At 73.4% G+C, this 12,861-nt stretch carries 13 protein-coding genes; 6 read left to right on the forward strand and 7 right to left on the reverse strand.

The window, feature by feature from the left end; all coding sequences use genetic code 11:
• Positions 1-129: 129 nt before the first annotated feature.
• From BUE45_RS07165 to BUE45_RS07175, 3 genes are read right to left on the reverse strand one after another with little or no spacing between them, the layout of a single operon-like run.
• Entirely contained in the window at positions 130-582 is a 453-nt protein-coding gene (locus tag BUE45_RS07165; protein WP_073376704.1) for a (deoxy)nucleoside triphosphate pyrophosphohydrolase, read from the reverse strand.
• Positions 564-2,804: an SF1B family DNA helicase RecD2 gene (gene recD2 / locus BUE45_RS07170; protein WP_073376706.1), complete on the reverse strand. Its 2,241-nt coding sequence runs from the start codon at positions 2,802-2,804 to the stop codon at positions 564-566. Before recD2 ends, BUE45_RS07165 begins: the two co-directional genes overlap by 19 nt.
• A gap of 15 nt (positions 2,805-2,819) precedes the next feature.
• Positions 2,820-3,200, reverse strand: coding sequence for an MmcQ/YjbR family DNA-binding protein (locus tag BUE45_RS07175; RefSeq protein ID WP_073376708.1), 381 nt, complete (start codon positions 3,198-3,200; stop codon positions 2,820-2,822).
• Between the two features lie 133 nt (positions 3,201-3,333).
• On the opposite strand from BUE45_RS07175, the gene BUE45_RS07180 reads away from it, so the two are divergent.
• Both BUE45_RS07180 and BUE45_RS07185 read left to right on the forward strand, forming a co-directional pair.
• A complete protein-coding gene (locus tag BUE45_RS07180) occupies positions 3,334-3,582 on the forward strand; it encodes a toxin HicA (RefSeq protein ID WP_073376710.1) in 249 nt (82 codons plus the stop codon).
• Positions 3,579-3,935: a type II toxin-antitoxin system HicB family antitoxin gene (locus tag BUE45_RS07185; protein WP_073376712.1), complete on the forward strand. Its 357-nt coding sequence runs from the start codon at positions 3,579-3,581 to the stop codon at positions 3,933-3,935. Before BUE45_RS07180 ends, BUE45_RS07185 begins: the two co-directional genes overlap by 4 nt.
• 45 nt (positions 3,936-3,980) lie before the next feature.
• On the opposite strand, the gene BUE45_RS07190 is transcribed toward BUE45_RS07185, so the two are convergent.
• Positions 3,981-5,027 (reverse strand): hypothetical protein, encoded by a 1,047-nt coding sequence (locus tag BUE45_RS07190; protein WP_073376714.1) that lies wholly within the window; start codon positions 5,025-5,027, stop codon positions 3,981-3,983.
• Positions 5,028-5,157: 130 nt separating this feature from the next.
• Between BUE45_RS07190 and BUE45_RS07195 the strand changes: the two genes are divergently transcribed.
• Positions 5,158-6,195 carry a serine/threonine-protein kinase gene (locus BUE45_RS07195; RefSeq protein WP_073376716.1) on the forward strand — a complete coding sequence of 346 codons (1,038 nt, stop codon included), beginning with the start codon at positions 5,158-5,160 and terminating at the stop codon, positions 6,193-6,195.
• On the opposite strand, the gene BUE45_RS07200 is transcribed toward BUE45_RS07195, so the two are convergent.
• Positions 6,180-6,725: a hypothetical protein gene (locus BUE45_RS07200; protein WP_073376717.1), complete on the reverse strand. Its 546-nt coding sequence runs from the start codon at positions 6,723-6,725 to the stop codon at positions 6,180-6,182. The two genes, BUE45_RS07195 and BUE45_RS07200, sit on opposite strands and share 16 nt — an antisense overlap.
• 251 nt (positions 6,726-6,976) lie before the next feature.
• On the opposite strand from BUE45_RS07200, the gene BUE45_RS07205 reads away from it, so the two are divergent.
• Positions 6,977-9,091, forward strand: coding sequence for a bifunctional metallophosphatase/5'-nucleotidase (locus BUE45_RS07205; protein ID WP_073376719.1), 2,115 nt, complete (start codon positions 6,977-6,979; stop codon positions 9,089-9,091).
• A gap of 55 nt (positions 9,092-9,146) precedes the next feature.
• Here BUE45_RS07205 and BUE45_RS07210 read toward each other — a convergent pair whose 3' ends face one another.
• Both BUE45_RS07210 and BUE45_RS32430 read right to left on the reverse strand, forming a co-directional pair.
• Positions 9,147-9,548 carry a hypothetical protein gene (locus BUE45_RS07210; RefSeq protein ID WP_073376721.1) on the reverse strand — a complete coding sequence of 134 codons (402 nt, stop codon included), beginning with the start codon at positions 9,546-9,548 and terminating at the stop codon, positions 9,147-9,149.
• 166 nt (positions 9,549-9,714) lie between these two features.
• The gene (locus tag BUE45_RS32430; protein WP_073376723.1) at positions 9,715-10,470 is read right to left on the reverse strand and encodes a hypothetical protein; all 756 of its coding nucleotides are present in this window, start codon (positions 10,468-10,470) and stop codon (positions 9,715-9,717) included.
• A 353-nt stretch (positions 10,471-10,823) separates the two neighbouring features.
• On the opposite strand from BUE45_RS32430, the gene BUE45_RS07220 reads away from it, so the two are divergent.
• Together BUE45_RS07220 and BUE45_RS07225 are read left to right on the forward strand one after the other, a co-directional pair.
• The gene (locus tag BUE45_RS07220) at positions 10,824-11,492 is read left to right on the forward strand and encodes a response regulator transcription factor (protein ID WP_073376725.1); all 669 of its coding nucleotides are present in this window, start codon (positions 10,824-10,826) and stop codon (positions 11,490-11,492) included.
• A gap of 67 nt (positions 11,493-11,559) precedes the next feature.
• Entirely contained in the window at positions 11,560-12,846 is a 1,287-nt protein-coding gene (locus BUE45_RS07225) for an ATP-binding protein (protein ID WP_073376727.1), read from the forward strand.
• The last annotated feature ends 15 nt before the right edge of the window (positions 12,847-12,861 follow it).

The following is a 12,861-nucleotide window of genomic DNA, read 5'->3' on the forward strand; positions in this document are numbered from 1 at the left end:
GATGCCACGGCCCGTCGCCAGTTTATGCGGTCATGGGGGGCTGGTCGGGAAACGCACAGGTCACCCCGATCACGCCCGCGGATCGGCGGCCCCGGAGGGCCTTCGGGTCCCCCGGCGGGGGACGGCGGTTCACCGCGCGGGTGCCGGGTGTTCGTCCCGGGGTTCGTCCCGCCCGGTGAGCAGGGCCCCGATCGGGGCCAGGAACGGCACGTCGGCCGGAAGCCACGCGAGCGCGCCCAGGTCGGCCGCCAAGAGCCAGCGCAGGGACAGGTGCTCCAGGGCGCGGGGCTCCCCGTCGACGAGGTCGGCGCGCAGCAGCCGCAGCACGGCGGGCCGGGTGCGCCCCGGGGTGGGGGGGAAGGGGACGTCGCCGCCCACCGCCTCCCCGGCGCGGACCGTGACCCCCAGTTCCTCGCGGCACTCGCGCACGAGCGCGTCCGCGGGGTCCTCGCCGGGGTCGACCTTGCCGCCGGGGAACTCCCAGCGGCCGCGCAGGGCCGCGGGCTCCGCGCGCTGGGCGGCCAGGACGCGGCCGTCACGGATGATGGCGGCGCCCACGACGATCAGGGTGTCTCGGTCCACGATCCTTGAGCGTATCCGCGCAGCCGGTGCGCCAGGGCGGTGTGCCTGCGCCCGGCGGAGGCGTTGCGCACCGCCTGGGCCAGCGCGCGGCGCGAACCGACCAGCACGACCAGGCGTTTGGCGCGGGTGATGCCGGTGTAGAGCAGATTGCGCTGGAGCATCATCCACGCGCTGGTGGTGACCGGGATCACCACGGCCGGGTACTCGCTGCCCTGGGAGCGGTGCACCGTGATGGCGTAGGCGTGGGCCAGCTCGTCCAGCTCGGCGAAGTCGTAGGTGATGTCCTCCTCCTCGTCGGTGCGCACGGACAGCTCCTGCGCGACGGGGTCCAGGCCGGTGACGACGCCGAGGGTGCCGTTGAAGACGCCGTTGGCGCCCTTGTCGTAGTTGTTGCGGATCTGGGTGACCTTGTCGCCGACCCGGAAGATGCGGCCGCCGAAGCGCCGCTCGGGCACCCCCTCCCCCGCCGGGGTGAGGGCCTCCTGGAGGGCGGTGTTGAGGTTGCCCGCCCCGGCCGCGCCGCCCTTCATGGGGGTGAGGACCTGCACGTCGCGCCGCGGGTCCAGGCCGAACGTGCGCGGGATCCGGCGGGCCACCACGTCCACGGCCGTCAGCGCCGCGTCCTCGGACTCCTCGCACGGGAAGAGGAAGAAGTCGCGCATGCCCTCGAAGAGCAGCGGCTCGCCCCGGTTGATCCGGTGGGCGTTGGTGACGACCCCGGACTGCTGTGCCTGGCGGAACACCCGGGTGAGCCGGACGCTGGGGATCGGGGAGCCCTCGGCCAGCAGGTCGCGCAGCACCTGCCCGGCGCCGACCGACGGCAGCTGGTCGACGTCGCCCACCAGCACCAGGTGGGCCCCGGGCGGCACCGCCTTGATGAGCTTGTTGGCGAGGACGAGGTCGAGCATGGACGCCTCGTCCACCACCAGCAGGTCGCAGTCCAGGGGGTTGTCGCGGTCGTAGGAGGCGTCGCCGCCGGGGCGCAGCTCCAGCAGGCGGTGGACGGTGGCGGCCTCGTGGCCGGTCAGCTCGGTGAGGCGCTTGGCGGCCCGGCCGGTGGGGGCGGCGAGCACCACCTTGGCGCCCTTGACGGCGGCCAGGGTGACGATGGAGGAGACCGTGAAGGACTTGCCGCAGCCGGGGCCGCCGGTGAGGACTCCGACCTTGCGGGTGAGCGCCTGGACCACGGCGGCGCGCTGCTCCTCGGCCAGCTCGGTGCCGGTGCGCCGGTGCAGCCAGTCCAGGGCCGCGTCCCAGTCGACGCCGGCGAAGGCGGGCAGCCGGTCGTGCGGGTGGTTCAGCAGCGTGAGCAGGCCGGCGGCGGCGCCGACCTCGGCGCGGTGGAAGGGCACCAGGTGGACGGCTCGGACCGGCTCCCCGTCGGGCCCGGGGACCTCCTCGCGGACCACGCCCTCCTCCTCCACCAGCCGGGACAGGCACTCGATGACCAGCCCGGAGTCCACCGCCAGGATCTTGACGGCGGCGGAGATGAGCTTCTCCTCCGGCAGGTGGCAGTGCCCGTCGCCGGTGGACTCCGACAGGGTGAACTGGATGCCGGCCATGACCCGCTGGGGGCTGTCGTGGGGGATGCCGACGGCCTGGGCGATGGTGTCGGCGGTCTTGAAGCCGATGCCCCACACGTCGGTGGCCAGCCGGTAGGGCTCCTTCTGGACGATCTCGATGGAGCCCTCGCCGTACTTCTTGAAGATGCGCACGGCCAGCGAGGTGCTCACCTGGACGCCCTGGAGGAAGACCATGACCTCCTTGATGGCCTTCTGCTCCTCCCAGGCGTCGGCGATGAGCCGGGTGCGCTTGGGTCCCAGCCCGGGCACCTCGATGAGGCGCGCCGGGTCCTGTTCGATGACGTCGAGGGCGTCGGTGCCGAAGTGGCCGACGATGCGCTCGGCCATCTTGGGGCCGATGCCCTTGATCAGGCCCGACCCCAGGTAGCGGCGGATGCCCTGGACGGTGGCGGGCAGCACCGTGGTGTAGTCGTCCACGTGGAACTGGCGGCCGTACTGGGGGTGGGAGCCCCAGCGGCCGTGCATGCGCAGTGCCTCCCCGGGCTGCACCCCCATGAGGGCGCCGACCACGGTGAGCAGGTCGGCGGAGCCGCGGCCGGTGTCGACCCGGGCGACGGTGTAGCCGGTCTCCTCGTTGGCGTAGGTGATGCGCTCCAGGACGCCCTGGACGACGGCGGGGGAGCGCTTCTCGTCTGACACCCGGGCCCCTCTCCGTCAGCCGCTCTCGGGCAGGTCGTCGCCGAGCACGGCCAGCACGCGCTCCCGGTCGGCGCGGCGCAGGCCGCGGGCGACCAGGACGTAGGAGTCGCGCAGCATCTCCAGGACCTCGTCCCCGGGGACGGTGCCGTCCAGGGCGACGGTGTTCCAGTGGTCCTTGTTCATGTGGTAGCCGGGGGTGACGCCGGTGAAGCGGTCGCGCAGCTCCAGGGCGTGCAGCGGGTCGCACTTGAGGTTGGCGGCGGGGTCGTCGCCCGCCCACAGCAGTGCGAACATCCGGTCGCACACCTTGTACACGAGTGTGCCGGGCCCGAAGGGCTCGGTCTCGACGGCCTCGGGGAACCACAGGGCGGCGTCGATGAAACGGGTGGGCTTCACGGCGTTCGCCTCCTCTCCTCCCCGAGCCTGCCAGACACCGCGGACTTTCGGAGCCGCCGGCCGGTATCCCCCCGCCGAGGTCCTGGCCCGGGAACGCCCCTTCGAGTAGTATCAATAATGATACTTTGACCGCGTGCCGAACATCGACGACCTCCTTTCCCTGATGCGGAACCGACCGGCATCGATGAGGTTCTCCGACCTCGAACGGGTGTGCAGGCATTACTTCGGAGAGCCCCGGCAGGCCGGGGGCTCGCATCAGGTCTACAAGATGCCCTGGCCCGGGGACCCCCGGGTGAACATCCAGAACGACCGGGGCAAGGCGAAGCCCTACCAGGTCAAGCAGGTTCTGGCCGCGATCACGAGGCTGGAGGAAGAGTCATGAGCAGAGCAGACCACTACGCCTACCGTGTGCGCTGGTCGGCGGAGGACGAGTCCTACCTCGGCACCGTCGCCGAGCTCCCCTCCCTGTCCTGGCTCGCCGACGACCGCACCGCGGCGTTCACGGGCATACAGGAACTCGCCGCGGATGTCGTGGAGGACATGCTCGCCTCCGGGGAACAGCCCCCCGAGGCCCTCGCCGACCGCTCCTATTCGGGCAAGTTCATGGTCCGGGTACCGCCGGAGGTACACAGGCGGCTGAACATCGAGGCCGCCGAACAACAGGTCTCGTTGAACCGGCTGGTATCCGCGCGACTGTCGGCGGCCACGGGGACCTGTACCCCGCCCGCAGCCTGAGCGGGGAAAGCGAGGGCCCCGCCCCGGTCGAGGCGGGGGCGCGGGTCAGCCGGGCGGTCCGTCGGCCGTGAGGTCGGAGAGGCGCAGGGCGAGTTCCTGGGCGCGTACGAGGGAGGCCAACTGCTCGTCGTGGAGGCCGTGGGCGGCGCCGGAGCCGACGACGCGGTCGGCGATCGCGTCGAACTCGCGGGCCGAGGCGGCGTCGTCGCGCTCGTCCTCGAAGGCGCGCACGCGTCGGGCGTACTCCTCCAGGAGCCCGATCCGCCGCTCCAGGTGGCCGCGCTCCCCGGCCAGGGCCGCGCGGGCCCGTTCGGCGGCCGCGCGGGAGCGCTCCCCGGCGACCGGGGTGCCGGCGGCGCGCGCCGCCTCGTCGGACAGGCGGGCCAGGCCGCGGGCGACGGTCCACTCGGTCTCGGCCAGGACCACCCGGTTGCGCACGGTGTCCAGCAGCAGCCCCTCGCGGTGCGGCTCCGAGCACAGGACGGCGTCCACCGCGCGCCGGGCGCGCTCCAGCAGCTCCCGGTACTCCCCCTCCACGTGCTCGGGCAGGACGTAGCGGCCGGACAGGGACTCCAGGGCCCGGCGGGGGTCGCGGCGCGCCCGCGCCCCCTCGGCCAGGCGCACGGAGAACGTATAGGCGGCGACCAGCGCAAGGGTGGAAAGGACGAGCACGGGCAGGGACGCGTCCGTCGAGGGCAGCCGGAAGGCCGCGAACAGGAACACCGCCGCGTAGGCGGCGTGCAGGGTGTTCCAGCGCCTCTCCCTCAGCCCCCGCCCCGTCGCCGGGCCGGCGAGGGCGACCAGCAGCGCCCGCCTCTGCGCGTCCGGCAGCTGCGGGTCCAGGGTGGCGCGCCCCTCCCCCGGGGCGAGCAGGCGGGCGCGCACGTCGTGGCCCAGCGGGGTGAGGCCGAGGAACCCCTGGGAGGTGCGCTCCGCCAGTCCGAGGCCGATGAGCGCCGCGTTGCCCGGCGCCCCCAGGTACACCGGCGACCACACGTGCGGGGCGTCCGGCAGCGGTGCCGCGCCCAGCAGGGCGTCGGCCTGTCCGGGGCCCAGGCGGATCGTACGGCCGTCGTCGAGTGTGACGTCCAAGCGGTTCCTCGGGGGGAAGGGGGTACCGCCACCTTTATATCGGACGCGCTCCGGGCGGCCGGTCCCCGTCGCCGGGCCGGGCGGTGGATAGACTCCCGCTCACGTCACCCCCAGACCCCCGGGAGCCCCCATGAAGGCGCGCGGCATCCGCAGGCTCCGCCCCCTGGAGGCCGGTGACCCGGAGGAGGTCGGCGGCCACCGCATCGTGGGCCGGGTCGGGGCGGGCGGTATGGGCACCGTCTACGCCGCGGCCTCCCCCGGTTCGGGCGGCTACCTGGCGGTCAAGGTGATCCACGCCGAGCAGGCCTCGGACCCGCGGTTCCGGGACCGCTTCGCCCTGGAGGCCCGGCTGCTGGCGCGGGTGAACAGCCCCGCGGTGGCCCGTTTCGTGCGGGCCGACGTGCAGGCCGAGCTGCCGTGGATGATCACCGAGTACGTGCCCGGCCCGACCCTGCGCCACCACGTGGAGCGGTTCGGCCGGCTGAAGAAGGGGATGCTGCTCGGGGTCGCGGCCGGTACGGCCGAGGCGCTGCGCGCCGTCCACGCCGCCGGGGTGGTGCACCGCGACCTCAAGCCGGGCAACGTGGTGCTGTCGGCCAAGGGGCCCAAGCTGGTGGACTTCGGGATCGCGCACCCCGTGGAGGACCCCGACCCCACCAAGTGGATCCGGCTGCGGCGGATGCGCCGCGCCTACCGCGATCTCAAGCTGCCCTCGCCGGAGTCGCTGCCCGACGAGCGGATCACCGCGTGGGTGGACAAGCTGGGCACGCCCGGATGGATCAGCCCCGAGCAGTACTCGCGCCGGCCGACCACCCAGCGCTCGGACGTGTTCCTGTGGGGGGCGACGGTGGCGTTCGCCGCCCTGGGCCACGACCCGTTCGGCCGGGCCGCCGCCAAGGAGATGGCCCGGCGGGTGCTGTTCGAGGAGCCCGACCTGGAGTACCTGCCTCCGGGGCTGAAGGCGCTGGTGGAGGCGGCCGTGGCCAAGGAGCCCGGGGAGCGGCCCGACGCGTCCGGGCTGCTGGCGCGGGTGCTGGAGCTGGACGGGGCGCCGGGACTGCGCGAGCTGATGGAGCGGTGCTGGACCGGGGTGGCGGTGCGCCCGCCGGAGCCGCCCCGGAGGAGGCCGCGCCTCCTCGGCGGGGAGAGGGGTCAGAGCAGGCCGTAGTGGGCGCGGGCCTGGCGGCCGAACATGACGGTGACCATGTACACCGCGAAGCCCAGCGGGACCGCGGCCTCCCAGACGCCCGAGACCAGGTTCCAGGCCAGCAGCGCGCCCGCGGCGCCGTGGAAGAGCACCACGCCCCAGAACACGCCGACGGTGCGGCGCCGGATGCGTGCGGCCAGCAGGGTGGACAGCACCCCGTAGACACCGGTGACCAGGGCCAGGACGAGGATCACTGACCGCATGGCCTCCACGCCCAGCTCCATCCGCACGCCCTGCTCGGCGAGCATCTCCGCCTGGACGGCCAGCGCCTCCTCCATCTGCGCCTGGGGGATGACCAGGCCCTGGACGAAGAGCAGCGCCATGGCGATGCCGCAGGCGCCGCCGATGAACATCAGGATGCGCACGACCGCCACCCTGCGGGGCAGGGGCGCGTCCGGGCGCAGCGCCGCGAAGCTCGCCTCGAAGTCGGGCAGGTCCCCGGGCGGCCGGACGCCGTCGGGCTCATAGGGGTCCTGGCCAGAGGGAGCCACGGCCGTCCTCCAAGGGGTTCAGGGGTCACCGACCCCCTCATGGTAGGGCCCGGAGGAAAGGACGAAGCCTGCGGCGGGTGATTCGGATGGGTCGAAAAATCATCATTGGTACGGCAGATTCCACAAATCGTAACCCTGGGGCCCCTGACCACCGGTGGGGATGACCTCTAGGGTTGCGTCTCTGGGCCGCCCTCCACCCCGAGCGGAGCACACGGCCGTCCCCCGATCCCCCTCGAAGGAGCACGGAACCCATGTCCAGATTCGTGCGCGCCTCGGCCGCGCTGGTGCTGACGGGCGCTCTCACGGTGCCCCTCGCCCCCGCGGCGGGTGCCGCCGGCGTCCCGCTGGAGCCCGTCTCCGGCGACACCGGGTTCACGCTGACGATCCTGCACTCCAACGACCCGGAGTCCCAGCTGCTGGCCGCCTCCGGGCAGGACGACTTCGGCGGAGCCGCCCGGTTCGCCGCCCTGATGGACCGGCTGCGCGACGCGGAGGAGTCCGGCGCGCCCTACGAGGGCGAGTCCGAGAACCGCGGGGTGGTGACCGTCAACTCCGGCGACATGTACCTGCCGGGCCCGGAGTTCGCCGCCTCCCGCGAGGACGGCGCGCCGTTCTACGACGCGGTCGCCGCCCGGTACGCGGGCTACGACGCGATCTCGATGGGCAACCACGAGTTCGACTTCGGCCCCGACGTGTACGCGGAGTTCATCGGGCAGCTGCCCGGCGTGCCGGTGGTCGCTGCCAACGTGGACGTCTCCGGCGAGCCGGCGCTGGCCGAGCTGGAGGAGGCCGGCCGGATCGCGCCCAGCACGGTCGTGGAGACGGGCGGGCAGCGCGTCGGCATCGTCGGCGCCCTCTACCCGCCGCTGGCCACCATCACCAGTCCGCGCGACGTGGTGGTCGAGGACCTGATCGCCCCGGTCCAGGCCGAGGTGGACCGCCTGGACGCCGACGGCGTCGACAAGGTCGTCCTGATCTCGCACCTCCAGAACATCACCTACGAGGAGCGGGTCGCCCGGGAGCTGACCGGGATCGACGCGATCGTCGCGGGCGGCGGCCACGAGGTCATGGCCGGAGCCGGCGACGCCCTGGTCCCCGGCGACGAGGTCACCGTCCACCCGGGCACCGGCGAGCCGCTCTCCTACCCTCTGACGGCGGTCAACCCCGACGGCGAGACCGTGCCGATCGTGACGGCGGGCTCCAACTACAAGTACGTGGGGCGCCTGGTCCTGAACTTCGACGCCGACGGCAACGTCACGTCGGTGTCGGAGCGCTCCGGCACCGTCCGGGTGTCGGGCACCGGGGACGACGCGGTGGCCCCGCACGCCGAGGTCGAGGCGCAGGTCACCAAGCCGGTCTCCGACTACGTGGCCGAGCTGGCCGAGACCGTGGTCGCCGAGAGCGAGGTGGACCTCAACGGCGTCCAGAACCCGGGCGTGCGCACCCAGGAGACCAACCTGGGCAACCTGGTGGCGGACGGGCTGCTGGACACCGGCGTGCGCAACGCCTCCCGGTACGGGGTGCCCGAGCCGCAGATCGGCATCCAGAACGGCGGCGGCATCCGCAACGCCTCGGTGATCCCGGCGGGCCCGCTGAGCGTGCTGGACACCTACTCGGTCGCCCCGTTCGCCAACCAGGTGGCCGTGGTGCCCGACCTCCCGCGCTCCCAGGTCAAGGAGCTGCTGGAGCAGGGCGTGGCCGCGGCCCCGGCCGCCAACGGCGGCTTCATGCAGGTGGCGGGCGTGAACTTCGCCTACGACCCGGAGCGCACCGCCCAGGTCGCCGCGGAGGACGGCACCGTCACCACCCCGGGCGAGCGCGTCCGCAACGCGATCCTGCACGACGGCACGGTCATCGTGCGGGACGGCGAGGTCGTGGACGGCGACCCGATCACGGTGGTGACCAACGACTTCTCGGCGCGGGGCGGCGACCTCTACCCCTTCCGCGGGGCCGACTTCACCGTGGTGGGCTCCACCTACCAGGCGGCCCTGGAGCTGCTGGTCTCCGACACCCTGGACGGCCGGATCACCGAGGCCGCCTACCCCGAGGGCGGCTCCGGCCGCATCGTCGTGGGCGAGGAGGCGACCGTACCCGAGCCGGGCACCGGACCGGGCCCGTCGCCGTCGCCGTCCCCGACGGGCGGGCCGACCGACGGTCCCACGGACGGGCCCACCGACGACCCCTCCGACCCCGGGACCCAGGGCCCGAAGCCGGGCGACGACGGCAAGGGCGGCTCGCTGCCCCGGACCGGTACCGCGCTCCTGGGCCTGGTCGCGGCCGCCGTGGTCGCGGTGGGCGCGGGCGGTACCGCGATGTACCTGAGCCGCAGGCGCAGGGCCGCGGCCGACGGCGCGCCGGACGCCTGACCGACACGTCGGGGCCCCGCCTCCGGGCGGGGCCCCTCGTGCTCCTGCCGGCGCGTCAGCAGCGGGGCAGGCCCTCGACGGGCTTCCAGGGCTCGGAGACGCGCAGGGCGGTGGCGCTGACGAAGACGTCGCGGTTGCCGGTGTCGTCGTCGGTGAGCACCCACCAGGTGGAGAGGCCGCCTTCGCCGTCGGAGTGGGCGGTGCCCTGGGTCTGGCAGAAGAAGTAGTGCCGTCCGGCCCACAGCCAGCCGGTGGTGGCGTAGCGGGTGTCCTGCGACCAGTAGGAGCGGGCGTCGCGCCAGGTCGTGTAGTAGTGGCGGACGGAGAGGGCGCGCACGTCGTGCCCGTCGGAGGTGTCCGCCGGGGCCGCGGCGGCCGCGCCCGGCGCCGCCAGTGCCAGGGGCAGGGCCAGGGCGGCCGCGGCGGCGGTCGCGCGCAGAGTGCCTGCTCGGGTCATCGGAACGCTCCTCGACTCCCCCCGGGCACCGGTGCGACCGCACCCCGGGACGGGATGAAACTGCTGGAATGGGATGGGGTCGGCGATCACCCTCGATCACCGCCCACCCGCACATTGTCACTCAGAGTGAACAATTCGTCCCGTTACGACACGGCCGCGGCGGCGGTCAGGCGCAGTCCGCGACCCCGCGGCTGAAGTCGGCGATCTCGTCGCGCTCGGCCTGGTCGGTGCCGGCCTCCTCGAACCAGACGAGCACGAAGTGGCAGGCCTCCTGGACGTCGACCGCGTCCGCCTCACCCTCCTCCAGGTCCTGCTGGAGCAGGACGGCGGCCAGCGCCGCCGCACCGGCGTTGGGGAAGGCGATGACCCGGACGAGCGGGGTGTCGGTCGCCGAGGTGCACTGGAAGGGCGCCGGCTCCTCCCCGTCCTCCGGGGTGCACATGTCCGGGGTCAGGTTGCTCCGGCTCTCGATGTCGTACTCGTCCCGCAGCTCGGCCACCAGGTCGTCGGCGGTGAGCAGGTCCTCGGGGGCGGCCGTGGGCTCCTCGGGCGGCCCGGACGTCGGCGCCGGCTCCGGCTCGGGGGCGGTATCCGTGGGCTCGGGCTCGGGCGGCTCCGCCGGGGGCGAGGGGGAGGGGCTCGGCTCCGGTGCCGCCCACGAGGACACCAGCCGGTCGCCCACCACCAGCCCGCCCCCCAGGAACGTGCCGCCGGCCAGGACGGTGATGACCACGAGGACGGCCAGCAGCCCCGCGCCGTAACCGCCGCCGGGCGGCGGTCCGGGCGGGGGCGGCGGCCCCGCGGGCGGTCCGGGCGGCGGCCCGCCCCGGTGCGGGGGCCCGGCGGGCGGCGGCTGGACGGGCCGCCCCTGCTCCGGCGGGAGGTTCCACTGCTGTCGTCCGGGCTCCGGGTGGGGGTTCACGTGCGCTCTCTCCTCGTCATCGGCGTCGAGCGGTCGACGGCGAAGCCCGGGGTCTCGTCACTCCGATACCCGAATCACCGTGATACTGCCACCTTTCCTCACGGATCATCCCATTGGCGGCACAGAAACGGCCATCCGGGTCCGGTGGTCGGCGACCCGCCGACGCCCGGCGCCCGACGGCCGTTCCCCACTTCACCAAGAACCGGGTTTTCACCAAGCGAAGGCAAAGAAAGTCCAAGAATTAAACAGCTGAACCATTTGTCCGGTATGTGGAATCCGTATTTTCGGCCAACCTTGGGCCATCCGGCGCGCATAATAGGGAAATGCACGACCCCCGACCTACGATCGACAGCATGACCTGCGTTTTGCTGGCCGAAGACGATGTCTCGATCTCCGAGCCTCTCGCGCGCGCACTCCGCCGCGAGGGCTACACGGTGGATGTGACCGTCAACGGCACTGAGACACTCGACCGTGCCCGTGCGGGGGACATCGACCTGATGGTCCTGGACCTGGGCCTGCCCGAAATGGACGGCCTGGAGGTGGCACGTCGGCTCCGGGCCGAGGGCCACGGAACGCCGATCCTCATCCTGACCGCCCGCGCCGACGAGGTCGACACCGTCGTCGGCCTCGACGCGGGGGCCGACGACTACGTCACCAAGCCCTTCCGGCTGGCCGAACTGCTCGCCCGGGTGCGGGCCCTGCTGCGGCGGGGCGGGGCGGAGGTGCCCGTCGTCCACGGCGTGCGCATCGACAACGACTCCCGCCGGGCCTGGCTGGGCGAGCGCGAGCTCCAGCTGACCACCAAGGAGTTCGACCTGCTGCGCGTGCTGGTGCGCGACGCGGGCAAGGTCGTCACCCGCGAGCAGATCATGCGCGAGGTGTGGGACACCAACTGGTGGGGCTCGACCAAGACCCTCGACATGCACATCTCCTGGCTGCGGCGCAAGCTCGGGGACGACGCCAACCAGCCGTCGTACATCACGACCGTCCGGGGAGTGGGCTTCCGCTTCGAGCGGGACTGACCGGACCGCGTGTCCGGTGCGCCCCGCCCGGGCCGGCCGTCTCCCGGTCGGACGAACATGAGGTGACATGCGCAGGCGGATGGTTTTCTCCACCCTGGTGGTGACCGTCATCGCCGTCATGCTGCTCGGACTGCCCCTGGGTGCGCTCACCTACAAGCTGGTGCACGACGAGAGCAATCGCGCCCTCCAGGGCGAGGCGGAGCTGATCGGCGCCGAGAGCGACACCATGCTGGAGATCCACGACGAGATCGACCCCGCCGAGTTCGACCGGGACCACCCGGAGCGGTTCATCCGGATCACGACGGCGGACGGGGCGAGCACGGTGACGGCCGGGCGACCGGGGCTGGAGCCGAACGCGCCCGGTGGCCCGCCCCTGCTGCGGGCCACGGCCACCACCGGGCGGGGCACCGTGGTCGAGGTGTGGATGAGCAGCGAGGAGGTGCAGCAGAGCGTCGTGCGCGCCTGGCTGGGCATCGCCTCGCTGTCCCTGCTGGCGATCGGCGTGGCGGTGGGGCTGTCGATGTTCCAGGCCCGCAGGCTGACCCTGCCGCTGGTCGACCTGGCGGCCACCGCCGAGCGCCTGGGCTCGGGGGTGACCACGCCGTGGGGACACCGCTACGGCATCCCGGAGGCCGACCGGGTCGCCGAGGTGCTGGACCGCAGCGCCGAGCGCATCGCGGGGCTGATCGCCACCGAGCGCCACTTCGCCACCGACGCCTCCCACCAGCTGCGCACCCCGCTGACGGCGCTGACGATGCGGCTGGAGGAGATCGTCGCCGAGGCCCACGACCCGGAGGTCGTCCGGGAGGAGGGCGCGGCGGCCCTGGCCCAGACCGAGCGGCTGGTGGAGACCGTGGAGAGCCTGCTGGGCAGGGCCCGCAAGAGCCAGAACCCGGAGGTGGAGGCCGTCCCGGTGGACCCGGTCCTCAACCACCTCCAGGCGGAGTGGGCCCCCGTGTTCCAGCAGGAGAGGCGCAAGCTCCTGGTCACCGGCTCACCGGGGCTGACCGCGATGACCGTGCCCACCGACCTCGCCCAGATCCTCGCGACCCTGGTGGAGAACGCCTACAAGCACGGGGCCGGCACCGTGACGATCCGGCGCATCGACACCGGCCAGTCCGTGCGCATCGAGGTCAGCGACGAGGGCGAGGGCGTCCCCGAGCACCTCAGCGGGCGGATCTTCGACCGCGAGGTCAGCGGGGACGGCGGCACCGGCCTGGGGCTGGCCCTGGCCCGGCACATCGCCGAGTCCGAGGGCGCCAGGATCGAGCTGGTGCAGGCCCGCCCGACCACCTTCGCGCTGTTCCTGCCCGCGGGGGCGGGCGGCCTGTCCAAGATGACCGGTCCGGTCTGACCGCCGCGGTCCGGC

The sequence above is a fragment of the Nocardiopsis flavescens genome (assembly GCF_900141985.1).
Taxonomy (GTDB): Bacteria; Actinomycetota; Actinomycetes; order Streptosporangiales; family Streptosporangiaceae; genus Nocardiopsis; species Nocardiopsis flavescens.

Excerpts from the sequence above, each read along its gene's own strand:
- BUE45_RS07185 (WP_073376712.1), top strand. The coding sequence starts at position 3,579 with ATGAGCAGAGCAGACCACTACGCCTACCGTGTGCGCTGGTCGGCGGAG.
- BUE45_RS07195 (WP_073376716.1), top strand. The coding sequence starts at position 5,158 with ATGAAGGCGCGCGGCATCCGCAGGCTCCGCCCCCTGGAGGCCGGTGAC.
- BUE45_RS07205 (WP_073376719.1), top strand. The coding sequence starts at position 6,977 with ATGTCCAGATTCGTGCGCGCCTCGGCCGCGCTGGTGCTGACGGGCGCT.
- BUE45_RS07210 (WP_073376721.1), bottom strand. The coding sequence starts at position 9,548 with ATGACCCGAGCAGGCACTCTGCGCGCGACCGCCGCCGCGGCCGCCCTG.
- BUE45_RS07220 (WP_073376725.1), top strand. The coding sequence starts at position 10,824 with ATGACCTGCGTTTTGCTGGCCGAAGACGATGTCTCGATCTCCGAGCCT.
- BUE45_RS07225 (WP_073376727.1), top strand. The coding sequence starts at position 11,560 with ATGCGCAGGCGGATGGTTTTCTCCACCCTGGTGGTGACCGTCATCGCC.